At 71.4% G+C, this 24936-nt stretch carries 18 protein-coding genes and 1 pseudogene; 9 read left to right on the top strand and 10 right to left on the bottom strand.

Features of this window, described 5'->3' with window-relative positions; all coding sequences use genetic code 11:
* Positions 1-10 precede the first annotated feature (10 nt).
* From ABXJ52_RS13045 to ABXJ52_RS13035, 3 genes are all read right to left on the bottom strand, one after another.
* Entirely contained in the window at positions 11-256 is a 246-nt protein-coding gene (locus tag ABXJ52_RS13045; RefSeq protein ID WP_367042042.1) for a heavy-metal-associated domain-containing protein, read from the bottom strand.
* A gap of 162 nt (positions 257-418) precedes the next feature.
* Entirely contained in the window at positions 419-619 is a 201-nt protein-coding gene (locus tag ABXJ52_RS13040) for a MarR family transcriptional regulator (RefSeq protein ID WP_367042041.1), read from the bottom strand.
* Positions 620-870: 251 nt separating this feature from the next.
* Entirely contained in the window at positions 871-1770 is a 900-nt protein-coding gene (locus tag ABXJ52_RS13035; protein ID WP_367042039.1) for a sugar phosphate isomerase/epimerase, read from the bottom strand.
* A 165-nt stretch (positions 1771-1935) separates the two neighbouring features.
* On the opposite strand from ABXJ52_RS13035, the gene iolC reads away from it, so the two are divergent.
* The 7 genes from iolC (at position 1936) to ABXJ52_RS13000 (ending at position 11637) form a co-directional block, all read left to right on the top strand.
* Positions 1936-2871: a 5-dehydro-2-deoxygluconokinase gene (gene iolC, locus ABXJ52_RS13030; protein WP_367049020.1), complete on the top strand. Its 936-nt coding sequence runs from the start codon at positions 1936-1938 to the stop codon at positions 2869-2871.
* A complete protein-coding gene (locus tag ABXJ52_RS13025; RefSeq protein WP_367042037.1) occupies positions 2864-3745 on the top strand; it encodes a deoxyribose-phosphate aldolase in 882 nt (293 codons plus the stop codon). Before iolC ends, ABXJ52_RS13025 begins: the two co-directional genes overlap by 8 nt.
* A gap of 9 nt (positions 3746-3754) precedes the next feature.
* The gene (iolB, locus tag ABXJ52_RS13020) at positions 3755-4570 is read left to right on the top strand and encodes a 5-deoxy-glucuronate isomerase (RefSeq protein ID WP_367042035.1); all 816 of its coding nucleotides are present in this window, start codon (positions 3755-3757) and stop codon (positions 4568-4570) included.
* A gap of 16 nt (positions 4571-4586) precedes the next feature.
* A complete protein-coding gene (iolD, locus tag ABXJ52_RS13015; RefSeq protein ID WP_367042033.1) occupies positions 4587-6461 on the top strand; it encodes a 3D-(3,5/4)-trihydroxycyclohexane-1,2-dione acylhydrolase (decyclizing) in 1875 nt (624 codons plus the stop codon).
* A gap of 24 nt (positions 6462-6485) precedes the next feature.
* Positions 6486-7988: a CoA-acylating methylmalonate-semialdehyde dehydrogenase gene (gene mmsA / locus ABXJ52_RS13010; RefSeq protein WP_367042031.1), complete on the top strand. Its 1503-nt coding sequence runs from the start codon at positions 6486-6488 to the stop codon at positions 7986-7988.
* A 125-nt stretch (positions 7989-8113) separates the two neighbouring features.
* Positions 8114-10759, top strand: a complete 2646-nt coding sequence (locus ABXJ52_RS13005; RefSeq protein ID WP_367042029.1) for an alpha/beta fold hydrolase — start codon at positions 8114-8116, stop codon at positions 10757-10759.
* Positions 10756-11637: an ABC transporter permease gene (locus ABXJ52_RS13000; protein WP_367042027.1), complete on the top strand. Its 882-nt coding sequence runs from the start codon at positions 10756-10758 to the stop codon at positions 11635-11637. Before ABXJ52_RS13005 ends, ABXJ52_RS13000 begins: the two co-directional genes overlap by 4 nt.
* A 101-nt stretch (positions 11638-11738) precedes the next feature.
* Here ABXJ52_RS13000 and ABXJ52_RS12995 read toward each other — a convergent pair.
* The 5 genes and pseudogenes from ABXJ52_RS12995 to sbnA form a co-directional block, all read right to left on the bottom strand.
* Positions 11739-12668 (bottom strand): annotated as a pseudogene (locus ABXJ52_RS12995) (hydroxyacid dehydrogenase); the annotation flags it as partial.
* 37 nt (positions 12669-12705) lie between these two features.
* On the bottom strand, positions 12706-14229 hold the full coding sequence (locus ABXJ52_RS12990; RefSeq protein ID WP_367042026.1) for an L-lactate permease: 1524 nt from the start codon (positions 14227-14229) through the stop codon (positions 12706-12708).
* Positions 14226-16124, bottom strand: a complete 1899-nt coding sequence (locus ABXJ52_RS12985; protein ID WP_367042024.1) for an FAD/NAD(P)-binding protein — start codon at positions 16122-16124, stop codon at positions 14226-14228. The genes ABXJ52_RS12990 and ABXJ52_RS12985 overlap by 4 nt, the downstream gene beginning before the upstream one ends.
* Before the next feature lie 2 nt (positions 16125-16126).
* Positions 16127-17134: a 2,3-diaminopropionate biosynthesis protein SbnB gene (sbnB, locus tag ABXJ52_RS12980; protein ID WP_367042023.1), complete on the bottom strand. Its 1008-nt coding sequence runs from the start codon at positions 17132-17134 to the stop codon at positions 16127-16129.
* Between the two features lie 3 nt (positions 17135-17137).
* Positions 17138-18178 (bottom strand): 2,3-diaminopropionate biosynthesis protein SbnA, encoded by a 1041-nt coding sequence (gene sbnA, locus ABXJ52_RS12975; RefSeq protein ID WP_367042021.1) that lies wholly within the window; start codon positions 18176-18178, stop codon positions 17138-17140.
* 433 nt (positions 18179-18611) lie between these two features.
* Here sbnA and ABXJ52_RS12970 point away from each other — a divergent pair, with 433 nt between their 5' ends.
* On the top strand, positions 18612-19559 hold the full coding sequence (locus ABXJ52_RS12970) for a transaldolase family protein (RefSeq protein ID WP_367042020.1): 948 nt from the start codon (positions 18612-18614) through the stop codon (positions 19557-19559).
* A 31-nt stretch (positions 19560-19590) separates the two neighbouring features.
* On the opposite strand, the gene pabB is transcribed toward ABXJ52_RS12970, so the two are convergent.
* Both pabB and ABXJ52_RS12960 read right to left on the bottom strand, forming a co-directional pair.
* On the bottom strand, positions 19591-21708 hold the full coding sequence (gene pabB / locus ABXJ52_RS12965) for an aminodeoxychorismate synthase component I (protein ID WP_367042018.1): 2118 nt from the start codon (positions 21706-21708) through the stop codon (positions 19591-19593).
* A 65-nt stretch (positions 21709-21773) separates the two neighbouring features.
* Positions 21774-22412 carry a class I SAM-dependent methyltransferase gene (locus ABXJ52_RS12960; protein WP_367042017.1) on the bottom strand — a complete coding sequence of 213 codons (639 nt, stop codon included), beginning with the start codon at positions 22410-22412 and terminating at the stop codon, positions 21774-21776.
* 370 nt (positions 22413-22782) lie between these two features.
* Between ABXJ52_RS12960 and ABXJ52_RS12955 the strand changes: the two genes are divergently transcribed.
* Entirely contained in the window at positions 22783-24711 is a 1929-nt protein-coding gene (locus ABXJ52_RS12955; protein WP_367042015.1) for a GAF domain-containing protein, read from the top strand.
* Positions 24712-24936: the final 225 nt, after the last annotated feature.

Below are 24936 nucleotides of genomic sequence, written 5' to 3'. Positions count from 1 at the left end.
GGGGCGCGCGTCAGGCCTTGCTGACACCGGCGAGTTCGTACCCCGCCTCGTCGACCGCGGCGCGGACCGCGGCCTCGTCGAGCGGGGCCTCGGAGACCACGGTCACCAGGCCGGTGGCGGCCACCGCCTTGACAGAGGTGACGCCGGCGATCTCCGAGATCTCACTGCTGACGGCGCCCTCGCAGTGGCCACAGGTCATGCCCGTGACCTCGTACACGGTGGTCTCGGCCTGCGGGAGCTCGGTCTGAGCGCTCATGTCGTTCTCCTCGGTGAGGTTGCGGCGTGTGTGCGTGCCTGTTCGTGCGTCGTAATGTGCAGGAGTGGTCCCGGTGTTCCCGGAGGCCCCCTGACTCTCACCACTGTATACCCCTAGGGGGTACGCATCAACGAGGGGCCGCGAAGAGATCCATCGGGCCGGTCAGTCTCTGCGCCCGCGGTTGTTGCCCGGCCTCGCGGCGACCCAGGCGCGGATGGTGTCCGCGTACCAGTAGGGCTTGCCGGACTCCACATGGTCGGGCGCGGGCAGCAAGCCGTGCTTGCGGTAGGAGCGCACGGTGTCGGGCTGCACCCGGATGTGTGCGGCGATGTCCTTGTACGACCAGAGCCTTCGGTCGGTCATCAGTGGCACCTCCCTGCGGGCGCCGCAGGGGCGGCTCGGGGGGAGCCGTCGGGGGAGCTGCGGCGCCGACGCTGGCGATCACTCAGCCTGTGCCCGGTGAACGACGCGGAGTGAGCGTGGGAGGGCAGCTGTCGACTGCCTGTGACGGAAGACCCGCGTAGGCGGGACATGTGTGACAGGAAGAGGTTGTTTGTGACGGTTGTGATGCATCCGGGGGGGCGAGCGAGGCGGACCGGGCCCGCTGCGCCGGACTAGGCCCCGCAGGAGCGCAGATACGAGCGGGTGCGGCGGGCGATGGGCAGCGGCTTGTCCGGTGGGCACGGGTACATGTCCTGCTCGACGATGGCGAACAGCTCGACGCCCAGCTTCTGGGCCGCCGCGAGGACCGGCTCGATGGCGGGCACCCCGGTCGGCGGCTCGCACATCACGTCACGGGCCACGGCGGGCCCGAACGGCAGTTCCTGCGCGCGCACTTCGGCCAGGACGGCCGGGTCGACCTGCTTGAGGTGCAGATAGCCGATGCGTTCGCCGTACGTCTCGATCAGCTTGACGCTGTCGCCGCCGCAGTAGGCGTAATGGCCCGTGTCCAGGCAGAGCGAGACGAGGTCGGGGTCGGTCGCGTCGAGGAAGCGGGTGACGTTCTTCTCGTCGTCGATGTGTGTGTCGGCGTGGGGATGGACGACCACACGCAGGCCGTAGCGCTCGCGCACCTCGTACGCCAGCCGCTCGGTCTGGAGCGTGAGCTGACGCCACTGCTCCGGGGTGAGCGTGCGGTCCTCCAGGACCGTGCCGGTCTTGTCGTCGCGCCAGAAGGCGGGGATCACGACGAGGTGCCCGGCGCCCATCGCCTGCGCGAGCGCGGCGTTGTCGGCCACATGGGCCCACGTCCTGTCCCATACGGAGGGTCCGTGATGCAGGCCCGTGAAGACCGTTCCCGCCGACACCTTCAGGCCGCGCTTCTCTGTCTCGGCGGTCAGCACGGCCGGATCGCTGGGCAGATAGCCGTACGGGCCGAGCTCGATCCACTCGTATCCGGAGTCCGCCACCTCGTCGAGGAAGCGGCTCCAGGGGACCTGGCCCGGATCCTCGGGGAACCACACGCCCCACGAGTCGGGAGCCGAACCGATCCGGATGCGTGACAGCGTCGTCATGTCCGCCAGCTTTCAGGGCGCCGCGGAACGGTGTCAAGGAGTGGTCCGAATGTAAGGACAATGTGTTGACAGGGCTGTAGGGCGCGATTAGACCTAGGGGTGGATACGGGGGAGGGCGATGCTGAGAGGGAGTACAGGGTGACCGATCCGTACGACGTGATCACGATGGGCCGGATCGGCGTGGATCTGTATCCCCTGCAGGCCGGGGTGGCTCTCGCCGACGTCAGCACGTTCGGCAAGTTCCTCGGCGGCTCCGCGTCGAACGTCGCCGTCGCCGCGTCCCGGCTCGGCCGCCGGACCGCGGTCGTCACGCGTACCGGCGAGGACCCCTTCGGGGACTATCTGCACCGGGAGCTGCGGGAGTTCGGCGTCGACGACCGGTGGGTGAGCGGCGTACCGGGCCTGCCCACCCCGGTGACCTTCTGCGAGATCTTCCCGCCGGACGACTTCCCGCTCTACTTCTACCGGCAGCCGAGCGCCCCCGACCTGGAGATGTACGAGAAGGAACTCGACCTCGACGCGATCGCCTCCGCACGGGTGTTCTGGATGACGGGTACGGGGCTCTGCGCGGAGCCCAGCAGGTCGACCACGCTGGCGGCGCTGCGCCGGCGGGCGAAGGCGGGGCTCACTGTCTTCGACCTCGACTGGCGGCCGATGTTCTGGCAGCGGGCCGACGAGGCGCGCGGGTTCTACGCGCAGGCCCTCGCCCAGGCCACCGTCGCGGTCGGCAACCTCGACGAGGTCGAGATCGCCACGGGCGTGCGTGAACCCGCGGGCGCCGCCCGCGCGTTGCTGGAGGCCGGCGTCGAACTCGCCGTCGTCAAGCAGGGCCCCAAGGGGGTGCTCGCCATGAACAGCTCGGGCGAGGCCGCCGAGGTGCCGCCGCTGCCCGTGACGGTGCTCAACGGCCTCGGGGCGGGGGACGCCTTCGGTGGTGCGCTGTGCCACGGGCTGCTCGAAGGCTGGGAGTTGGAGCGGATCATGCGGTACGCCAACGCGGCGGGGGCGATCGTCGCCTCGCGGCTCGAGTGCTCCTCCGCGATGCCGTTCCCCGACGAGGTCGAGGCGGCGCTCGCCGCGGGAGCCGTGATTCATGGTTGACGTCACCGCACTCGTCCGGACCCGGGCCGAACACCCCGAGGCCATCGCCGAAGCCGCCGCCCGGCGCCCCCGGCGGCCCCTCCTCGGCGACAGCGGGCGGCTGATGATCATCGCCGCCGACCACCCCGCCCGTGGCGCCCTCTCCGTCGGCGGGGACAAGCTGGCCATGGCCAACCGCGCGGACCTCCTCGAACGGCTCTGCCTCGCCCTCTCGCGGCCCCGCGTGGACGGCGTGCTCGCCACCGCCGACATCCTCGAGGACCTGCTGCTGCTCGGCGCCCTCGACGGCAAGGTCGTCATGGGGTCGATGAACCGCGGCGGGCTGGCGGGGGCCTCGTTCGAGCTGGACGACCGGTTCACGGGGTATCGGGCCGAGGACATCGACCGGCTCGGGTTCGACGCGGGCAAGCTCCTGCTGCGGGTCGACTACGAAGACCCCGGCTCCCTCACCACCCTGCACTCCAGCGCCCGTGCCGTCGACGCCATGGCCGCCCGGCAACTGCCCGTCTTCGTCGAGCCGTTCCTCTGCCGCCGCGCCCCCGAGGGCGGACCGCCGCGCAACGACCTGAGCGCGGAGGCCGTCACCACGTCGATCGCCATCGCCTCGGGGCTCGCCGGGACGTCGGCGTACACCTGGCTGAAGGTCCCGGTGACCGAGAATCCGGACGACATGGCGCGCGTCATGGCGGCCTCGACCCTGCCCGCGGTCCTCCTGGGAGGTGACATCGGTGACGACAGCGACACCGCCTACGAGAAGTGGCGCGGGGCGCTTCAACTGCCCACCGTGCACGGGCTCGTCGCCGGGCGCACGCTGCTGTACCCGCCGGACGGCGACGTGGCGGGCGCCGTCGACACCGCCGTCGGACTGCTGTAGGAGGGCCACATGACATACGTACCGAAGGGGAGCGCGGCCGAAGGGCCCTACGCCCTCGAACTCGACCCCAAGCGGTCCGGTCTGGACTATTCCGCGCTGCGCGTGGTCGACATCGAACCCGGCACCACGCACTCCTTCGCCACCGGGGAGAGTGAATGGATCGTGCTGCCGCTGACCGGCGGCTGTACGGTGCACGCGGAAGGCGAGATCATCGAACTGCTGGGCCGTCGGTGCGTGTTCAGCGGAGTGAGCGACTTCGCCTACGTGCCGCGTGACGCCCAAATCCAGATCGCCTCCGGCGCGGGAGGCCGCTTCGCCCTGGCAGGAGCGAAGTGCGAGCGTCGACTCCCCGCCCGCTACGGCTCCGCGCCGGAGGTTTCCGTCGAGCACCGCGGCAGCGGCACCTGCGCCCGCGAGGTCCGCAACTTCGCGTCGGCCGACGCCTTCGACTGCGACCGCCTCATCGCCGTCGAGGTGATCACTCCCGGCGGCAACTGGTCCTCGTACCCGCCCCACAAGCACGACGAGCACCGCCCAGGCGTCGAGACCGAGCTCGAAGAGATCTACTACTTCGAGATCGAGGCCGACAGGGAAGGGCAGGAAGGCTTCGGCTACCAGCGGGTCTTCCCGTCGCGCCCCGGCGGCACCGACGTCCTCGCCGAGGTCCGTACGGGCGACGCCGTGCTCGTCCCCGACGGCTGGCACGGCCCCTCGATCGCCCAGCCGGGGCACAGCATGTACTACCTGAACGTGATGGCAGGGCCCGGCGAGGAGCGGGAGTGGAAGATCTGCTTCCACCCCGATCACACGGAGGGATACCGATGACAGTGGAGGGAAAGCGATGACCTCGATCAGGCTGACCACCGCGCAGGCCCTCGTCCGCTTCCTGTCCCGGCAGTTCACCGAACGCGACGGCGAGCGGCAGCGGCTCATCGGCGCCACCTGGGGCATCTTCGGGCACGGCAACGTGGCTGGCATCGGCCAGGCGCTCGTCGAGTACGGCGACGAGATGCCCTTCCACCAGGGCCGCAACGAACAGGCCATGGTGCACGCCGCCGTCGGGTACGCACGCCAGTCCGGCCGCCTGTCCACGCACGCCGTCACCACCTCCATCGGCCCCGGCGCGACCAACCTCGTCACCGGCGCCGCGCTCGCGACCGTCAACCACCTGCCCGTCCTCCTCCTGCCCGGCGACATCTTCGCGGCCCGCCCCGCCGACCCGGTGCTCCAGCAGCTCGAAGTCCCGTACGCGGGTGACGTGTCGGTCAACGACTGCCTGCGCCCGGTGTCGCGGTACTTCGACCGGGTCACACGGCCCGAGGCCCTGATCCCGGCCGCGCTCGCCGCGATGCGCGTGCTCACCGACCCGGCGGACACCGGCGCCGTCACCCTCGCGCTTCCGCAGGACGTACAGGCGGAGGCGTACGACTGGCCGGAGGAGTTCTTCGCCGAGAGGGTGTGGGGCGTACGCCGTCAGGAGCCCGATCCGCTTGAACTGGCCGCCGCAGCAAGGGCCGTGCGCGAGGCGCGGCGCCCGTTGATCGTCGCGGGCGGCGGGGTCCACCACAGCGCGGCCGAGGAGGCGCTGCGGGAGCTCGTGGACGCGACCGGCATCCCCGTCGCCTCCACCCAGGCGGGCAAGGGATCCCTGCGGTTCGACCACCCCGCGGACGTCGGCGGCATCGGGCACACGGGCACGGCCACCGCCGACGAACTCGCCCGCACCGCCGACCTGGTGATCGGCGTCGGCACCCGCTACAGCGACTTCACGACCGCTTCCGGCACGCTCTTCGAGACGCCGGACGTCCGCTTCCTGAACCTCAACATCGCCGCGTTCGACGGCCACAAGATGGCGGGCACACCGCTCATCGCGGACGCACGCGCCGGTCTGGAGGCGCTGACCGCAGCCCTGAAGGAGTGGCGGGTGCCGCCCGCGTACGTCGCCGAGTACACCGAGGACAAGGCGCGGTGGGAGCAGCGGGTCGACGCGGCCTACGCGGCCGGTGAACCCGACGTACGGCCCACGCAGATCCAAGTCCTGGGGCTGCTGGACGAGTTGGTCGGGGACGAGGACGTGATCATCAACGCGGCGGGGTCCCTGCCCGGCGATCTCCACAAGCTGTGGAGGGCGCGCTCGCCCCGCCAGTACCACGTCGAGTACGGCTACTCCTGCATGGGATACGAGATCCCCGCCTCGATCGGCGTCGCCCTCGCGGCGCCGGAGCGGCCGGTCTGGGCGCTGGTGGGCGACGGGACGTATCTGATGATGCCCACCGAGATCGTCACGGCCGTCCAGGAGAACATCCCGGTCAAGGTCGTGATCCTGCAGAACCACGGGTACGCGTCCATCGGCGGGCTCTCCGAGTCCGTGGGCGGCGAGCGCTTCGGCACGGCCTACCGCTACCGGGAGGCGGACGGGACGTACACCGGCGCCCCGCTGCCCGTCGACCTCGCGGCCAACGCGGCCTCGCTCGGGATGCGGGTGATCCGCGCCAGAACAGTGGCTGACCTGCGCGATGCCCTCGCACGGGCGCGGGCGGCCGACGGTCCCACATGTGTCTACGTGGAGACGGAAACGGCAGACACAGTGTCGCCCCCGCCCCCGGCGCAGGCGTGGTGGGATGTGCCCGTGGCCGAGACCGCGGACCGACCGTCGGCGGTCGAGGCCAGGAAAGAGTACGACCGGCACGTCTCAGCCCGACGCCGCCACCTGTGAGATGTGAGAGTAGGGATGCTTGTCATGACGAAGACCGTCAACCACTGGATCGGTGGCAAGACTGTCGAGGGCGCGTCGGGTACGTACGGCCCGGTGACCGACCCCGCGACCGGCGCCGTCACCACGCAGGTCGCCTTCGCCTCCGTGGACGAGGTGGACGCCGCCGTCGCCTCCGCGCGTGAGGCGTACGTCACATGGGGCAAGTCGTCGCTCGCCAAGCGCACCTCGGTCCTCTTCGCCTTCCGCGCGCTGCTCGACGCCAACCGTGACGCGATCGCCGAGCTGATCACCGCCGAGCACGGCAAGGTGCACTCGGACGCGCTCGGCGAGGTCGCGCGCGGCCTGGAGATCGTGGACCTCGCGTGCGGCATCACGGTCCAGCTCAAGGGCGAGCTGTCGACGGAGGTCGCCTCGCGCGTGGACGTCTCGTCCATCCGCCAGCCGCTCGGTGTCGTCGCGGGCATCACGCCGTTCAACTTTCCGGCCATGGTGCCGATGTGGATGTTCCCGCTGGCCATCGCGTGCGGCAACACCTTCGTACTGAAGCCGTCGGAGAAGGACCCCTCGGCCGCGATGAAGATCGCGGAGCTGCTGAGCGAGGCCGGACTCCCGGACGGTGTCTTCAACGTCGTGCACGGCGACAAGGTGGCCGTCGACGCGCTCCTGGAGCACCCGGACGTGGCGGCCGTCTCCTTCGTCGGCTCCACCCCGATCGCCCGCTACATCCACACCACCGCGACCGCCAACGGCAAGCGCGTCCAGGCGCTCGGCGGCGCCAAGAACCACATGCTGGTCCTGCCGGACGCCGACCTCGACGCGGCGGCCGACGCGGCCGTGTCGGCGGCGTACGGCTCGGCGGGCGAGCGCTGCATGGCCATCTCGGCCGTCGTCGCGGTCGGCTCGGTCGGCGACGAGCTCGTCGCCAAGATCAAGGAGCGGGCCGAGAAGATCAAGATCGGCCCCGGCAACGACCCGACGTCGGAGATGGGTCCGCTGATCACCGCGGCCCACCGTGACAAGGTCGCCTCGTACGTCACCGGGGCCGCTGCCGATGGCTGCGAGGTCGTCCTCGACGGCACGGGACACACGGTCGACGGCTTCGAGGACGGCCACTGGATCGGCCTCTCGCTCCTGGACCGCGTGCCGGTCACGGCCGAGGCGTACAAGGACGAGATCTTCGGCCCCGTGCTGTGTGTCCTGCGCGTCGACACGTACGAGGAGGGCGTGGCGCTGATGAACGCCTCCCCCTTCGGCAACGGCACCGCGATCTTCACGCGCGACGGCGGCGCCGCGCGCCGCTTCCAGCTGGAGATCGAGGCCGGCATGGTGGGCGTGAACGTCCCGATTCCGGTGCCGGTCGGCTACCACTCCTTCGGTGGCTGGAAGGACTCGCTCTTCGGCGACCACCACATCTACGGCAACGACGGCACGCACTTCTACACCCGGGGCAAGGTGGTCACCACCCGCTGGCCCGACCCGTCGGACACGCCGGCCGGCGTGGACCTGGGCTTCCCGCGCAACCACTGAGCGTGGTCAGGGGCCCGCGTACCGCGATCGTGGTACGCGGGCCCCGCTGCCTACTCCCCAGGTAGGCAACCGGGTTCAGACCACCGGCTGCCTCGGTTGTCGGACCTCGCCCGTACGGTTGACGCATGGATCTACGACTGCCCAGGCGCAGACTGCTCGCCGCCGCGGCCGCCCTCGCCATTCTGGCGGGGGCGGGCACGTGGACGGCGGCGGCATCGGACGACGGGCCCGCCGTGCACCGTGAGGACCGCATGATGCGGATGCCGGGGGCGGGCGGCGCGAAGATCGACACGTCGTACTTCACCGCGGGTGACCCCGACACGAAGCGCCCCGCCGTCCTCATCGGCCACGGCTTCGGCGGCAGCAAGGACGACCTGCGCACCCAGGCCGAGGACCTCGCCGAGAAGGGGTACGCGGTCCTCACCTGGACCGCCCGCGGCTTCGGCAAGTCCACCGGCAAGATCGGGCTCAACGACCCGAAGGGCGAGGTCGCCGACGCCCGGGGGCTCATCGACTGGCTGGCGACCCGCCCCGAGGTGCAGCTGGACAAGAAGGGCGACCCCCGGGTGGGCATGACCGGCGCCTCGTACGGCGGCGCGGTCTCCCTCCTGGCCGCCGGGTACGACGACCGGGTGGACGCCGTCGCCCCCCAGATCACGTACTGGAACCTCAGCGACGCCCTCTTCCCGAACGGCGTGTTCAAGAAGCTGTGGGCCGGTCTCTTCATCAACACCGGCGGCGGCTGCGAGCGGTTCGAGAAGCAGCTGTGTGAGATGTACAACCGCGTCGCGGTCGCCGGGAAGCCGGACGCCGAGGCGAAGAAGCTCCTCGCCGGCCGCAGCCCCGCCGCCGTCGGCGACCGCATCAAGGTGCCCGCCCTGCTCTTCCAGGGCCAGACCGACTCCCTCTTCCCGCTCGGCCACGCCGACGCCATCTCCAAGGCGATCCGCGGCAACCACGCGCCCGTGTCCGTCGACTGGATCTCGGGCGGTCACGACGGCGGCGACCGCGAGACGGGGCGGGTCGAGGCACGCGTCGGATCGTGGTTCGACCGCTATCTGAAGGACGACAAGAGCGTGGACACGGGTCCCGCGTTCCGGGTCACGCGCACCGGAGGCGTCGACTCCACCGACGGAGGCGCGCAGCTGCGGGGCGCGAGCGGCGACACGTATCCCGGTCTGGAGAACGCGCAGCGGGACATCCCGCTCAGCGGGCGTGAGCCGCAGCGCGTGGAGAACCCCGCGGGGGCTGCGCCGCCCGCCATCTCCGCGCTCCCCGGCGCGGGCGGCGGCGGGCTCAACCAGCTCTCCTCGCTCGGCGTCGGCGTCTCCCTGGACTTCCCCGGCCAGCACGCCGCGTTCCAGTCGGCGCCGATCAAGGACGACCTGCGGGTCACCGGATCACCGCAGGTGCGGGTGCACGTCAAGTCCGACAGCGAGGACGCCGTGTTCTTCGGGAAGGTGTACGACGTCGGGCCGGGCGGCGGGCAGAAGGTACTGCCCTCGCAGCTGGTCTCGCCGATCCGCGTGGAGGGCGCGAAGGCGGGCAAGGACGTCACCCTCACCCTGCCCGCCGTCGACCACGACCTGCAGAAGGGCCACCGCCTGCGCCTCGTCCTCGCATCGACCGACCTGGGCTATGCCTCTCCCGAGCAGCCCGCCACGTACACGGTGTCCCTGAAGAGCGACCTGAAGGTCCCCACCGCGCCCGGCGTGAAGACGGCGGCGGCCCCGCTGCCCGCCTGGGTGTGGTGGCTCCCGGCGGCCGGAGCGGTCATCGCCGTGCTGCTCCTGCTCACCGCGCGGCGCCGGACGGCGGCGCCCGCCCCTGACCCGGAGCTGGCGGAAGTGCCGCTGCGGATCACGGACCTGAGCAAGAAGTACGCCAAGTCGACGGACCGTTACGCGGTCCGTGATGTCTCCTTCAGCGTCGAGAAGGGCCAGGTGCTCGGCCTCCTGGGTCCGAACGGCGCCGGCAAGACGACGACCCTGCGCATGCTCATGGGCCTGATCCGCCCCGACGCGGGCGAGATCCGCGTCTTCGGGCAGGCGATCAGGCCGGGCGCCCCGGTCCTCTCCCGGGTCGGCGCGTTCGTCGAGGGCGCGGGCTTCCTGCCGCACCTCTCCGGGCGCGAGAACCTGGAGCTGTACTGGAAGGCCACCGGGCGCCCCGCCGAGGACGCCCGCATGGACGAGGCGTTGGAGATCGCCGGGCTCGGCGACGCGCTGGCCCGCGCGGTGCGGACGTACTCGCAGGGCATGCGGCAGCGGCTCGCGATCGCCCAGGCCATGCTCGGCATGCCGGACCTGCTGATCCTCGACGAACCGACCAACGGCCTCGACCCGCCCCAGATCCGCGAGATGCGCGAGGTGATGATCCGGTACGCGTCGGGCGGCCGCACGGTCATCGTCTCCAGCCACCTCCTCGCGGAGGTCGAGCAGTCCTGCACCCACCTGGTCGTCATGGACCGCGGACGCCTGGTCCAGGCGGGCCCGGTCGCGGAGATCATCGGCTCCGGCGACACCCTGCTCGTCGGCCTCGCGGACGCCGTCTCCGACCCCATGGTCGACAAGGTGGCCGCGCTGCCCGGCGTGGCATCCGCGGCCCGCGCGGACGGCGGCCTCCTCGTACGTCTCGACGGCACGGAGGCAGGCAGCGCGAGCCGGCTGCTGCCCGAACTGGTACGCCTGGAGCTGCCGGTGGAGTCCATGGGCCCCCACCGCCGCCTCGAGGACGCGTTCCTGACCCTGATCGACGGAGGCACGGCATGAGCGCCCCAGCCCCACTCACGGAGCCGGGCACGGAACGCGCCACGGCCCCCGGCTACCGCCCCGGCCGTACGCTGCCGCTGCGCGTCGAAGCGGTCCGCCAGCTGAAGCGGCGCCGGACGCTGGTCATGGGCGGCGTGATGGCCCTGCTGCCCTTCGTGCTGGTCCTCGCGTTCACCATCGCCGGATCCCCGGAGTCCCGAAGCGGCCGGGTGACGCTGATGGACACGGCCACGGCATCGGGCGCGAACTTCGCGGCCACGTGTCTGTTCGTGTCGGCGGGCTTCTTGCTGGTCATCCCGGTCGCGCTGTTCTGCGGGGACACGGTCGCGTCGGAGGCCAGCTGGTCGTCACTGCGCTACCTACTGGCGGCTCCCGTCCCACGGGCCCGCCTCCTGTGGTCGAAGCTGGCGGTCGCGCTCGGCCTCAGCGCGGCGGCGATGATCCTTCTCCCACTGATCGCCCTCGCGGTCGGGACGGCGGTCTACGGCTGGGGCCCGCTACAGATCCCGACGGGCGGCGCCCTGCCCGCGGGCACGGCGGCGCAGCGCCTGGTGATCGTCGTGGCGTACATCTTCGTCTCCCAACTGGTCACCGCGGCCCTGGCCTTCTGGCTCTCGACGAAGACGGACGCCCCCCTGGGCGCGGTGGGCGGCGCGGTGGGCCTGACCATCGTCGGCAACGTCCTGGACGCGGTAACGGCACTGGGCAGCTGGCGCGACTTCCTCCCGGCGCACTGGCAGTTCGCCTGGGCGGACGCGATCCAGCCCCGCCCCGAGTGGGGCGGAATGATCCAGGGCTCGGCGGTGTCGGTGGCGTATGCGCTGGTGCTGTTCGCGTTGGCGTTCAGGGGGTTCGCGCGGAAGGACGTGGTGTCGTAGAGGCCCCTGGCCTCCGCCCTCCCTGCTGAACCGCATCAGCCAGGTGGTCAGTGGACGAGGGCGGGCAGAGGGGTGAGTTCTTCTGTGAAGCGGGCTGGGGTGTTCGCCGCTTCCGGGACCGGTTTGCCGGCCAGGGCGCGTGTGACCGACCTGGCGACCGTGACGCCTGCCTTCTCCTGGGCCTGCGTGGTGCTCGCTCCCAGGTGTGGGGTGGCGATGACGTTGTGCAGGGCGAGCAGCGGTGCGTTGGTGCAGGGTTCTTCGGCGAAGACGTCGAGGGCGGCGCCCGCGATCTGGCCCTCGCTCAGGGCGGCGTGGAGCGCGGTCTCGTCGATGATGCCGCCGCGGGCGACGTTCACCATGTAGGCGGTCGGCTTGGCCTGGCGCAGTTCGGCGGCGCCGATCAGGCCGATCGTCTCGGGTGTGCGTGGCAGGTGGACGGTCACGACGTCGGCTCGGCGGATGAGTTCTTCGAGAGGGACCAGGGGTGTGCCGTCGTCCGTGGAGGTGACGTAGGGGTCGTACGCGATGACGTTCATGTCGAAGGCGGCCATGCGGCGTGCGACGAGGCGGCCGATGCGGCCGAAGCCGATCACTCCGAGGGTCTGGCCTGCGAGCTCGGTGCCGGTGAAGCGGGCGCGCTGCCAGGACCCGCGGCTCAGCGCGGCCGCGGCCTGCGGGACATGGCGGGCCGCCGCGAGGATCAGGGCACAGGTCATCTCGGCGGCGCTGACGACGTTGGCGGCCGGTGCGTTGACGACGAGGACACCGGCGGCGGTGGCGGCGGGGACGTCGACGTTGTCGAGGCCGACCCCGGCGCGGCCGATCACCTTCAGACGGTGGGCCGTGCTGATCACTTCGGCATCGGCGATGGTGCTGCTGCGGACCAGGAGCGCGTCGGCGTCGGCGACGGCGGCCAGGAGTTGTGCGCGGTCGGTGCCGTCGCAGTGGCGGACCTCGATGGCCGGGCCGAGTGCGTCGACGGTGGCGGGTGACAGGTGGTCGGCGATCAGGACGACGGGGCGGGACATGGCGATGCCTCCGGTGGGATGCGTGCGGGGGTGGGCTTCAGCGCCAGAGCAGTGCGATGGCGCCGAGCAGGAGGAACACCACGGCGTGCGTGGCGAGTACGGTGCGCAGGATGTGGCCGGTGTCCGGGGCCGTCCGCGGCTCTTCGAGCACCGCGGTCGCGGTGTCCCCAGGGGCGGGTTCCCGCTTCGGCTGCCTGGCGGCCTGGGCAGCGGAGCCGTCCGGGCCGGGTGTGCTGGTGGCGAGTTCGGCGGCGAGGACCACGCGGGCCACTGATCCGGCGGAGGCGAGCGCGGCGCTGACGTTCTGGATGCCGACGAGTTGGAGGGCGGGGTAGCCGAGGGCGTGTGCGGCTGCGCCCTGGCTGGCGGCGAACATCGCGTTGGCGCCGGTGTTGGAGCCGGCCAGGAAGCCGCCCGCCGCGCCGATCCAGGGGGCCAGCAGGAGGTAGGCGGGGCCCAGTGCCGCGCAGGCCTCGGCCATCTCGCGGCTCATGCCGGTCACGGTGAGGAGCGTGCCCAGGATCAGGAAGATCGCGGTGGTCAGGGTGACCTGCCACCATCGGGACAGGGCCGAGCGGGCCGCGTCGGGCAGTATCTCGTCGGCGACTCCGAGCAGCCGGGGTGTGAGTGCGGTGGTGAGCAGCAGCCAGCCCGCGGGTCCGGCGATGACGGTCCACCAGCCTTCCTCGATGCTCGCCGCGGTCAGCGCGGCGCGCCCGGCGAGCAGGCCGAGCACGAGGAAGGCGTACGGCGCCAGGGCGCGGCGCACGGGCTCGCCGGGCGCGGCCGCCGGGCTGTTCGTTCGCTCCTGGAGGCGCGAGACCAGGAGCAGGACCGCGATGACGGCCAGGCCGCCGAGAACGCCGGCCAGTGGTACTCCGATGAAACGGTTGACCGCCCACACGGTGAGCCACAACGTGCCGGTGGCGAGCAGCAGTTCGCCGGCGGCGCTCGCGGCGCGTCGGATCCCGAAGGCGACGGCGAGCGCCGCGGCGCCGCAGACGAGGAAGACGGGCGCGGAGAGCAGGGCGGAGACGACGCCGAGTTCCTGGAAGTCGACACCGCCCAGTTCGGCGGAGACCAGGCTGCCGGGGGCCAGTGAGCCCCACGGCACGGTGACCAGGCCGAGCAGGCCCACCACGGCGGCCTTGGCGGGTGCGAGACCCAGGCGGCGCAGGAGGGGGATCGCCACGACGACGCCGATGCCGAATCCGGTGAGCGATTCGGCGAACGGCGTCACGCCGAACACCACGAGCAGGACGGCGCGGCTCTGTGGGCCGCTGGCTCCGCCGAGCCGGTCGCCGAGGCGGGCCTGGGCGCCGGTGCGGGACATCAGCTCGCTGAGCAGGATGCCGCCGAAGAGGATTCCGGCGAGTTCGACGAGGGTGGGCAGCATGTGCAGCTGGGCTTCGCCGAGTTCGGCGAGCGGGGTGTGGAACACGACGGCGGTGAGGCCGCCCGCGGTGCCGAGGGCGGCCAGGGCCGCGTACAGCGCTCGGACCTTGGCGGCGAGCAGGCCGAGAGTGACGAGGATGGGCAGGGTGGCCAGGGCGGCGTTCATCGGGCTGCCTCCGCGGGGACGAGTCGGTCCTCACCGATGTGACGGGCGGCGTCGAGCATGGCGCGGACGGTGCGGTCCGCGTCCAGGAGCGCGCGGTTCACTCCGCCGGGCGAGGGGACGTAGTGGTTGTAGAAGGTGGCGCCTTCGCAGAGCGGGCCGAGGATCCACATCTGTTCGTCCGCATGGCCGTCCTGGGCCACGGGGTGCTGGCCCACGGTGATGTCGACGCCTCGGCTGCTGGCTGTGCCGGCGCGGTGGCGGCGGATGCGGCCGGTGTCGCGCAGCTGGTTGAGGAGTGTGCTGCCGGTGGCCTCCACGTCGGGTTGTCCCGATGTGGCGTGCACCAGCCAGTGGGCGTGTTCGGTGTGCGGCTCGGTGAGGCGGGTCGATGACAGCCTCCAGGAGCCTGCCCGCGCGTCCCAGTCGCAGCGTGGTTCGGGTCCGAGGGGAACGCGTACGACGCCGGCCCGGATGAGGGCGAGGAGATCGCCGTGCCGGTCGAGCTGGGGTCCGGTGACCGCGCGGTTGAGGGTGGCGGTGAACGAGCCGTAGAACACGTCGTGCGAAATGTCGTCGAGTCCGCCGAAGTCGACCGCGTGGCGGATCATGTCCCGCTGGTCGCGCAGCACTTCGAGGGCGGACTTGAGGGGGCTCGCTGCCAGGCCCTTGATCGCCTCCTGGAGGTCGGCCTCCAGCGCTGCCGTGTAGCGCTCCTGGTAGGTGGCGCTGTCCGGCAGGTCGCCGAGTGTGGGGAACAGGATGTCCTCGGGAGAGAACGTGCCGTATTCGACGCGGTGTTGGGCGTCGAGGCGTTCGAGTTCCGCGTCCAGGGTGTCGGTGCGGACCGCGGCCCGCAGTGCCTCCTCGGTGGCGAGCTGCGCGGCGGCGCCGGTGAGTGCGCCGCAGCGGCGGTGGAAGGCGATGCGCATTTCGGCGCACAGCAGTGGCAGCAGATCGGCGTGCAGGCACAGCGCGCCGCCGGTGGTCTCGGCGCGCAGCCGGTCGATGGTCTGCCGGGTGAGTATCAGCGGGGCGAAGGCGCCTGTACGGCCGTCGGTGGGCCGGGCGCGGAACGGGAGGCCGGTGCGGGAGAAAAGCAGGATGTGCGGCTCGCGGCCGCTGCGCACGTAGTCGCCGCGGTCGGTGTAGCGCCCGCCGCGGCCCAGGGTGAGGGCGGCGAGGGCGTCCATGCCGGACAGGCCGGTTCCGGCGAGGGCGACGGTGTGTTCAGGACGGATCCCGGCGAACTGCTGGGCGGGCGGATAGGGCGTACGGATGCGGTGGCGTTCGCCGGGTGCCGTGGCGGCCGCGGGTGGGGTGTGGCCGCAGGTGAGGAAGACGTAGCTGCTGCGGAGCACGGTGCCGTTGTCCAGGGTGATGGTGCGCGTGCCGGCGTCCGTGTCGTTGACCGCGGTCGCCGTGGCCGGGTGCAGCCGGATGTTGAGGTGCGCGGGGGCGCGGTCGAGGGTGCGCTGGAGGAACCAGGTGAGGTAGGCGCCGAGGATCCGGCGGGGCAGGTAGTCGTCGGGGCGTATCTCCCTGCCCTGGTCGCCGAGGGTGTATCCGTCGTCGGCGAGACGCAGTCCGAGCTGGCGTACCCATGCGTAGAGGGTGGGGCCCTGGTCGCCGACATCGGCGCCGACGGTGGTTTCCTCGGGGAACAAGGACACCTGGCTGCACACGGTGTTGAGGAGCAGGTAGTCGGGCTGTGTGGTGTCGTGCAGGCCGGCCCCGTCGCAGTCCGGGTCGACGAGGTCGATGGAGAGGGGGCGCGCGCCCCACTCGGGCCGCGAGGTCAGGGTGATGATGCGTTCGAGTACGCCGATGCCGCGCGAGCCGAGCCCGACGATGGTGATGCTGACCGGCAACTGCGCCGGCGTGCGGGAGAATCGCATGGTCACCACCGCTGGGTTTCGCCGAAGAAGTCGGAGATCTCGACGGCTTCGCCGGACTCCTTGGCCGTGCGGTACACGAAGGTGCCGACCGCCAGGTCGAGCACACCGAGGCCGAACGGGGAGAAGATCACCGGCTTGTCGGTGGCCGCCTTGACCTCGCCGCGGATGACCTGGGCGAGGGTGCCGTCGATGAAGTCGCGGTGGCCGTACTTCTGTTCCGCCAGGTGCGGGGATGTCTGGGCCGTCATGCAGTGGCCGATGTCGTCGAGGATGTTCTGCGCGCCGAGGATGATCTCGGGGCCGATGTCGCGCAGCGAGACGTTCAGGACGACCTGTCCGGGGGCGAACGCGTCGGGGTCGAGGACGTAGGGCGCACCCGCGGTGGTCGCGAACACCACCAGGTCGGCGCCGTTCACCGCGGCGGCCAGGTCGGCCTCGGTGCGGGCGGGGTAGCCGAGCTCAGTGCCGGCGTAGTCGGCGAACGCGGCAGCGTAGTCGGGGAGTTGGTCGTGTATGACGAGTTCGTCGGTGTGCCAGTCCTGGTCCTTGAAGAATTCCAGGATGTTCCGGGCGATGATGCCGGCGCCGACGATGGTCAGCCGCTTGACGCTGCGCTCCCCGGTCAACTCGGCCGCTGCCAGGACGGCGGACGCGGCGGTGCGGGCCGCGCTGATCTGGGAGGCTTCCAGGCAGGCGAAGGGGTAGCCGGTCGCGTAGTCGTTGAGCAGCAGGGCGGCGGAGGCGCGTGGCACCTTGTTCTTGATGTTGCCGGGGAAGCTGCTGATCCACTTGATGCCGGCCACGTCGTAGTCGCCGCCGAGGTAGGCGGGCAGGGCGATGATGCGGCTGTCGGGCTTGTCGGGGAAGCGCAGGAAGTAGCTGTTGGGGTTGATGGAGTCGCCGTCCTCGTGGGCCAGGTAGGTGGCCCGGACCTCTTCGACGATCTGTCCCCGGCTGCGTCCGATGATGTCGCGGGCGGCCTTGCCGCCGATGACGCTGAACTCGAACATGGGTTATCCCTTCATCGCCAGGGCGGCGTCGCGCCCCAGCGGCATGTCGGTGTGCTGGTAGGTGTTCTGGGAGCCGCGTGGGCCCGGGTCCAGACGGCCGAAGCGCTCGTAGATCCAGACGTCGTCGTAGATCGTGTCGAGGTAGCGGTCGCCGATGTCGGGGGCGATGGCCACGACCAGGGAGCCGGGTTCGATACGGTCGCGGTTGCGTTCGATGGCGGCGAGGACCGATCCCGTGGAGCCGCCGAGAGCGATGCCGCGCTCGGCCGCCAGCCGCCGGCACATGCGTACGGCCTCGAACTCGGGGACCAGGACGGCCTCGTCGACCCGCCCGGCCCGGAAGATCTCGGGCCGCCTGCTGGTGCCCAGACCCGGGATGTGGCGCTTGCCGGGCTCCCCGCCGAAGGTCACCGAGCCGAGGGAGTCCACGGCGGTGATGCGGGTGTGCGGCGAGTGCTCGCGGAAGTAGTCGGTGCAGCCCATCAGGGTGCCGGTGGTTCCGGCACCTATGAAGAGGTGGTCGATCCGCCATGCCTCGGCCGCGGCCTGCCGGACGATGGAGGCCGCTGTGCGCTCGTAGTGGGCCCGCGGATTGGCCGGATTGGCGTACTGGTTGGGCCACACGAGGTCGGGGTCCGCGCCGAGGCGCTTGGTGATGTAGTCGATCCGGGTCTGCAGATAGCCTCCGTTGGCGTCCCGTTCGGTGACCAGGACGACGTCGGCGCCGAATGCCTCCATCAAGCCCAGGCTCTGCTTGGAGGTGTTCGGGTCGACGACGCAGATGAAGGTGTAGCCGCGCGCGGCGCACACGGAGCTGAGGGCGATACCGAGGTTGCCGGATGAGGATTCGATGACCCGGCCGCCGGGCTTGAGGACGCCTCGGCGTTCGGCGTCCTCGATGAGACCGACCGCCGCCTTGATCTTGATGGAGCCCGCGGGGTTGAGGCCTTCGATCTTCAGCTTGAGATCGACCTGCGGGATGAAGTCGTCCAGGTCCAGGAACACGCTGTCCAGGACCAGTTCATGGGCGTTCCGATAGAGCACCGGATCTTGTCCTTCGGTAAGGGGCCGCCGCGCCCCGGTCGAGGGGGTGGCGGGCCCGTGGCACGGTCGGCGTCGTAGTCCAGGCCGCGGTTCGCGCCCCGCAGCGCTCCGAAAAGGCAGAGGCGCCGTGAGTGGTGGTGGTCAGCTCCAGGGGCGGGTCGGTGTGTGTGGTTGCCCCGCCGACGGCTCGCTCCACGGAGCCCGCTCTTGTCGGCGGCAGGACGAAGCTAGGACGCCGGGCGGCCCGGCTGCCCGCCCTGCCCGGCCACTTCGTCAAGTACACGGCCACTGACGGCACATGGCGGCGGCACGAGGCTCGGCACCGTCGTGACCTGACGAAGTCCGGGGAGAAACGGGCAACAGCCGAGGAGAGGTGACGAAGGACGGAAACCGCACTGGTCGCACTGCAGATCACGTGCCTAGGCTCGGGCGCATGATCAGCCAAACGGCCATCGGATTCACCCAGCGGCTCGCGGCCGAGGGCGTCCAGTCATGGCTGACGCCGGACCCCACGGCCCAGGCCGGTGCGTCTCAGCTGCTGCCCTACGCCCCTGTGCTCACCAGCGGCTCGGTGACCGGCGTCGCCCTGCCCGGCGACGCGCCGCCCGACCTGCGCGCCGTCGCCGGGCTGTGCGGGAGCCTCGGTGGGCGGACGGCACCGCACGGCGGCCCGGACGGTCACGTGTCGGCACCGCTGGACCCGGAACTCGCCCACGATCGCGCGGGGTTGGTGTCGGCGGCCCTGGAGCTGCGCGCCGCCGTGGGTCGGGACAACCTCCTGGTCCAGATTCCCGCCACCGACTCGGGCATCGAGGCCGTCACGGACTGCCTGGCCGAAGGGCTGCCCGTGGACGTGACGCTGATCTGCGGGACCCAGCAGTGCGAGCGGGCCCTCGGCGCCTTCGTGGCCGGGATGGAGCAGGCCATGATCGCCGGGCATGACCTGCGGCGTATCAGAGCCGTCCTGTCGTGCCCGGTGGACCTGATCGACACGGTGGCCACGCTCCCGCAGGACGGGGCCGCGACGGCCGGTGTCTCGGTGGCGCGCCTGCTGTACCGTCTGCGCGAACAGCTCCTCGGGGGCAGTTGGTGGCGGATCCTGCGGGCGGCTCGGGCACAGCAGCCGACGTTCCTGTGGACGGGCGTACGGCCGCACCACACAGCCCGCCTCGTCGGCTGGAACACCGGGATGACTTTTGCCCCCGCCGCACTCGAACAAGCCGCCTGCCAGGCGGAGTTGACCGGGGATACGCTGCTGAACAGACACCTCGAGGCGGCGCGCGAGCTGGCCGCCCTCGCCACCGCCGAATCCGCCCGGAGCGCCGCCGGCGCCGTGGTCGAGGCGGAGCTCGGCCGCAGACGTCAGGCGTGGGGCGCCTGACCCCGGCGGCCCTGACGACGGCCCCGGCCGATCACGTTCGGGAGGCGGGCTCCCTGGTCCGGGGGTGGTCGAGGTCCGCCCCGGTGACGAACCGCAGCGGAGCGGACTTCACCACGGTCTCCTCGTATTCCCGCTCCGCGTCGGACAGCGTGACGATTGCGCCGCCCACCCCGTACGTCACGCTCTGCTCGGTGACGACGGCGGTACGGATGACCACGCTGAGGTCGGCCGCACCGGACAGCGAGAAGTAGCCGAGGGCGCCGGAGTAGACGCCGCGCGGGCCGTCCTCGAGGCGGTCGATGATGCGCATGGTGCGCGCCTTCGGAGCACCGGTCATGGATCCGGCCGGGAAGGCGGAGCGTACGCAGTCCACCGCGCCGAGCCCGGCCGCCAGACGCCCCTGCACGGTGCTCACCAGCTGATGCGCCGTCGCATAGCTCTCGATCTCGAACAGGCCGGTGACCTCGACGGTGCCGGGCCGTGCGCAGCGCCCGATGTCGTTGCGCACCAGGTCGACGATCATCAGGTTCTCGGCGCGGTCCTTCTCGCTGCCTTGCAGGTCGGCGACGAGCTCGGCGTCCTGCGCCGCGGTGGCGCCGCGCGGCCTGGTGCCCTTGATGGGCTTCGACTCGATCAGGCCGTCGCCGCCGACGGTCAGGAAACGCTCGGGTGAGCTGGAGAGCACCGAGAACCCGCCGCAGGTCAGCAGCGCCGCGAACGAGGTGGGACTGGCGCGGCGCAGCCGCCGGTAGCCCTCCCAGGGGTCGACGCGGCCGGGCACCTCGACCCGGTTGGTGAGGCACACCTCGTAGGTCTCACCGGCCGCGAGTTCCGCCTGGCAGGCGTTGATCAGCTCGAGGTAGGCGGCGCGTTCGTGGCGCGGCAGCGCATGTGCCCGGTCGCCGGGCGGGGGCGGGGGCGGGGGCCGCAGAGGCGCGGGGGCCGGCCCCGCCAGGAGCCGGGCGGTGGCGTCGAGCCAGTCGCGGGCCTCCTGCTGCTCCTCGGGCGGCCCTTTCTCGTCGATCAGCGCGAGCAGATGAGTGCGGCCGGTGAGGTGGTCGAGAACCAGGGCACGGTCGGTGAACATCATGACGGCGTCCGGCTCCGTGGACCGGTGCACGGCCTGGCCGCCGCACTCGGCCTTGAGCTCGTAGCCGAGGTAGCCGACCCAGCCGAGTGCGAACGAACACGGCAACTCGGGTACGTGGGTGCGCTGTTCGCGCAGGTCGCGGTCGAGCCAGTCCAGGAACGGGCCGCCGACCACCTCGGTACCGGCGGCCGTGGTCACGGTGACCGTGCCGCTCCACACATCGGCGGTCGCCACCCGGGCAAGGGGCCCGGCGGCGTCACCCAGCACCGAGAAGCGGCCGCGCCGTGGGTCGTAGTCGCTGCTGTCGAGCCAGAAGGCGTGCGGCTGCCCGCGAAAGAGCCGGTCGTACGTCACCTCCTCGCCCCACAGCGTGGGCAGTTGCCGGGTGAGCACCCGCAGCTCGCGTCGGATCTCGGGGGTGTCATCCGCGCTCGCGGCGGTCAACTCCGGCGAATCATGCCGTTGTTCGGGAAGGTAGCGCGCCGCGAGGTCGGCGAGGTTCCGGATGAGGAGCTTGCCGTACTCGGTGAGGATCGACTCGGGGTGGAACTGCACTCCCCACATCGGCCGGGTCCGGTGCCGCAGACCCATCAGGACGCCGTCCGGGGTGGCGCAGGTGGCCTCCAGTTCAGATGGCAGCCCGGTGACCGCCAGCGAGTGGTAGCGCACCGCTTCGAGTGGTGAGGGCATCCCCCGGAACAGCTCGTCTCCGTCGTGCAGCACGGGTGAGACCCGGCCGTGCCAGGGCTCGGGCGCCCTGCTGATCGTGGCGCCGTGGGCGAGGGCGATGCCCTGGTGGCCCAGGCAGATGCCGAGCAATGGCAGCCCCCTGCGGCCCGCCTCCGCGATGATCTCCCGGCAGATCCCGAAGTCGCCGTCGCGGGCGGGGTGTCCGGGGCCCGGCGAGAGGATGACGGCGTCGAACCGGGCCAGCGAGGCGGGCCGCCAGTCGGGGTCGTCGTTGCGGACGACGCAGGGCTCGGTGCCGGTGGCTTCCACGACGTAGTGGAAGAGGTTGTAGGTGAACGAGTCGTAATTGTCGACGAGCAGGATACGCACGGGGACTGGTCTTTTCCGGATCGGCTCGGAGTGAGGTGACGTCGCGCGAGGGTGGGCCGCGGGGATCAGGGGGGCGCGGGCAGGACCTCGAAGAGCATGTGCTCGACGAGGTCGTTGCCGTACTCGCCCTCGAGCACCTCGACGCTGCGCACCGTGCGCAGCGCGCGTCCGCACTCGGCGGCGATGGCGTGCAGGGCCGCCAGATCCCCACGGCTGCTGAAGTGGAGCAGGGCCCGGCCACCCGGGGTGAGGTGCCCCGGCGCCTGGGCCAGGAATCGCCGGTGGGTGCGGTATCCGGCGTCGACATAGCCGCGCTCGTGCAGCGAGCCGTACTCGTAACCCGCGGGCGCCAGCACGTAGTTCGAGCTCCAGAAGATGGTGTCGAAGCGCTCGTGGGTGCCCAGCCCGTCGAAGAGGTCACTGTGCAGGGCGCGCACCCGGCCGGCCACGTGGTGGCGGGCGGCGTTGAGCTCGGCGTTGCGTACCGCGCTCGGGCTGATGTCGAGGGCGACCACCCTCTCCGAGCCCGCCAGCGCCGCGAGGACCGCGATCACGCCGCTTCCAGTGCCGACCTCCAGGAAGGATGGTCCGGCCACCGTGGGTGCATCGCCGGACAGGCCGAGGAAGTCGGCACCCACACCGGTGGACGGTGAGTAGACGGGCGCGAACACCTCCTCGAGGAGGTCCCATTCCCGGTCGCACATGCGAAAGACATCCGGTCTGTCATCCCTGGTCAGAGAGATCCGGCTCCGCTCGACGGACCGCTCGTAACTCTGGATGTACGCCATTACATTTCCCCCCGCAGGATTTTTGTCGACCCTTGGTCGTAATCACTCAACATCAGGTGTAGAGCAGAACGATGTCCCTCGAGGCCGGGTGGAGGAAGGTGGTCCCGCAACCGACCTGTGCGCGCGCTGCGGTGCTCCGGCCACCTCACACTCACGTTGAGCTGGGGTTTTACGTTCAACAAACTGTTGACGCCCGGTACGGGGTTCATCTACTTTTCACCGGAGCGGGCAGCCCATGACTGCGCGCGGCCAGCGGAAAGCCAATGGAGCCAGGAGGAATGACGACGTGCGCGAGTCCAGCGAGCCGCACGACCTCGTCGAACTTCTGCGACTGTTGGCCGAGAACGCCCCGACCGACCAGTTCGAGGACCTCGTGCGCCGCGTCCGTGCCGCGGACCCCGACCCGGTACGGTTGGCGGCGCTGGAACGGGCCCACGGCCTGGCGCTGCAGGTGCACGACGCGATGGCCACGCACCACCGACGGCAGATCGGCCTGTCGACGCTCGTCGACACGGCACGCGAGCTGACCCTTCCCTTCGATCTCGACGGCCTGCTCAACGTCATCGCGCGCCGGGCACGCTTCCTGCTCAACCTCGACATGTCCTGGGTGTCGATCCACGACCTCGACGGCGGCCACTCGGTGGTGCGGGCCGCGGAGGGGCACGTCAGCATGCTCAGCGTGGGCATGCGGGTCCCCACGGCGGGCGGGCTCGGGAACATGGTGACCGACCGGGCGGCCCCGGTCTGGACCGCGGACTACCTCAACGACCAACGGATCCCGCAGGCGGAGGTCACCGAGAACGCCGTACGGGCGGAGGGTCTGCGCGCACTGGTCGCCGTGCCGCTGCGCAAGGAGGGCTCGATCCTCGGGGTGCTCTACGCGGCCCAGCGCCGAGTGCGTCGGTTCACGCCGGACGAGATCACCCTGATGTCCTCCCTGGGCGACTTGGCCGCGGTGGCGATCGAGAAGGCCCGGCTGCTCGACCGCACGCAGCACGAACTGACCCGACTCGGGCTGCACGCCTCGCGCGCCGAGGACTCCTCCACGCTGGCGAGACGGCTGGCCTCGGCGCACACCGAGCTCATCGACGTGGTGCTGCGCGGCGGGGACCTGCACACCCTGGTCGAGGCGTTCGGCGAGCTGCTCGACGGCACGGTCCTGGTGCGCGACCCGAGCGGCACCGACCTCACCGCCGACACGCTTGCGGAACATGACGCGACCGCGCTCCACTCGGCGGCCGTGGCGGCGCACGCCGAGCAGCGGCCGGTCCAGACGCCCCAGGGCACCTGGGTGTGCCCCGTGATGGCCGGGGACGAGCTCCTGGGCACCCTGGTCGTATCGCGCGACACTCCGATGGACGAGCGACGCACCCAGCTGCTGCCCCTGGTCTCCCAGGTCACCGCCGTGTCCATCCTGCTGCAGCGCGGCACCAGCCTCGCCGAGGGCCAGGCCCGCAGCGACGTGTTCCACGACCTGCTCAACGCGGGGCGGCTGTCGGCCAAGCAGCTGGAGGACCGGGCGCGCAGGCTGTCGGTCGACCTCACCCGGCCCCACGTCCTGGTGGTCGCGCGGCCCCAGAGCGACTCACCGGACCGCGGCGCGTTCTGGGCCTCCTCCTACGCCCAGCAGCGAGGCGGCGCCAAGAGCGTGGAGGGCGACGAGATCGTCCTGCTGCTGCCCGGCGCCGACCCCGCCGCGGTCGGGCGCGCCGTGAGCGGGGAGCTGTCCGCTGCCCTCGGACGACCGGCCACGGTCGGCTCGGCGGGGCCCGTCGCCCGCGCCGAGGACCTGACCGACGCCTTCCAGGAGGCGCAGCGGTGCGTGGACTCGCTGATCGCGCTCGGCTCGGCGGGCGGCAGCGCCTCGGCCCGTGAACTGGGCTTCCTGGGCCTGCTGTTGTCGGACCAGCCTGACGCGGCCGTGTTCATCGCCGATGCCATCGGCCTGGTCCTCGACTACGACGCGCAGCAGGGCACCGAACTGACCCGCACCCTGGAGGCGTACTTCGCCCACGGTTCGAGCCCCACCCGGGCCGCGGACACCCTGCACGTGCACCCCAACACCGTGGCCCGCAGGCTGGAGCGCATCACCGAGCTGCTCGGTGAGGGCTGGCAGGAATCCAGGCAGCTCCTTGAGGTCCAGCTGGCGCTGCGGCTGCACCGGATCCGGCACACCGTGACCGCACGGGGCGCCGACCAGGCCGTACGCCGCTGAACCGCTGGGCGGTGAGCGCGCGCACCGGAGCCATGGCCCGTTCCCCACGCGAGAGTACGGCCACGGTGTGGGCCACCGAGGCCAGCGTCATGTGACGGTGCCAGCCGCCGAACGAGCGGCCCTCGAAGTCCCGCAGCCCGATCCGTCCGCCCACCGTCTCGACGTCGTGCGCGACGCGTCCGGCCAGCTTGGTCAGGCGCAGCAGTTCGGGCGGGGGGACGCGGG

It is taken from the genome of Streptomyces sp. Je 1-332, from assembly GCF_040730185.1.
Classification (GTDB): domain Bacteria; phylum Actinomycetota; class Actinomycetes; order Streptomycetales; family Streptomycetaceae; genus Streptomyces.
The sequence above is the reverse complement of the archived record's forward strand: the minus strand, read 5'-3'. Positions and strand labels throughout refer to the sequence as shown.

Excerpts from the sequence above, each read along its gene's own strand:
- ABXJ52_RS13045 (WP_367042042.1), bottom strand. The coding sequence starts at position 256 with ATGAGCGCTCAGACCGAGCTCCCGCAGGCCGAGACCACCGTGTACGAG.
- ABXJ52_RS13040 (WP_367042041.1), bottom strand. The coding sequence starts at position 619 with ATGACCGACCGAAGGCTCTGGTCGTACAAGGACATCGCCGCACACATC.
- ABXJ52_RS13035 (WP_367042039.1), bottom strand. The coding sequence starts at position 1,770 with ATGACGACGCTGTCACGCATCCGGATCGGTTCGGCTCCCGACTCGTGG.
- iolC (WP_367049020.1), top strand. The coding sequence starts at position 1,936 with ATGGGCCGGATCGGCGTGGATCTGTATCCCCTGCAGGCCGGGGTGGCT.
- ABXJ52_RS13025 (WP_367042037.1), top strand. The coding sequence starts at position 2,864 with ATGGTTGACGTCACCGCACTCGTCCGGACCCGGGCCGAACACCCCGAG.
- iolB (WP_367042035.1), top strand. The coding sequence starts at position 3,755 with ATGACATACGTACCGAAGGGGAGCGCGGCCGAAGGGCCCTACGCCCTC.
- iolD (WP_367042033.1), top strand. The coding sequence starts at position 4,587 with ATGACCTCGATCAGGCTGACCACCGCGCAGGCCCTCGTCCGCTTCCTG.
- mmsA (WP_367042031.1), top strand. The coding sequence starts at position 6,486 with ATGACGAAGACCGTCAACCACTGGATCGGTGGCAAGACTGTCGAGGGC.
- ABXJ52_RS13005 (WP_367042029.1), top strand. The coding sequence starts at position 8,114 with ATGGATCTACGACTGCCCAGGCGCAGACTGCTCGCCGCCGCGGCCGCC.
- ABXJ52_RS13000 (WP_367042027.1), top strand. The coding sequence starts at position 10,756 with ATGAGCGCCCCAGCCCCACTCACGGAGCCGGGCACGGAACGCGCCACG.
- ABXJ52_RS12990 (WP_367042026.1), bottom strand. The coding sequence starts at position 14,229 with ATGAACGCCGCCCTGGCCACCCTGCCCATCCTCGTCACTCTCGGCCTG.
- ABXJ52_RS12985 (WP_367042024.1), bottom strand. The coding sequence starts at position 16,124 with ATGCGATTCTCCCGCACGCCGGCGCAGTTGCCGGTCAGCATCACCATC.
- sbnB (WP_367042023.1), bottom strand. The coding sequence starts at position 17,134 with ATGTTCGAGTTCAGCGTCATCGGCGGCAAGGCCGCCCGCGACATCATC.
- ABXJ52_RS12970 (WP_367042020.1), top strand. The coding sequence starts at position 18,612 with ATGATCAGCCAAACGGCCATCGGATTCACCCAGCGGCTCGCGGCCGAG.
- ABXJ52_RS12960 (WP_367042017.1), bottom strand. The coding sequence starts at position 22,412 with ATGTGCGACCGGGAATGGGACCTCCTCGAGGAGGTGTTCGCGCCCGTC.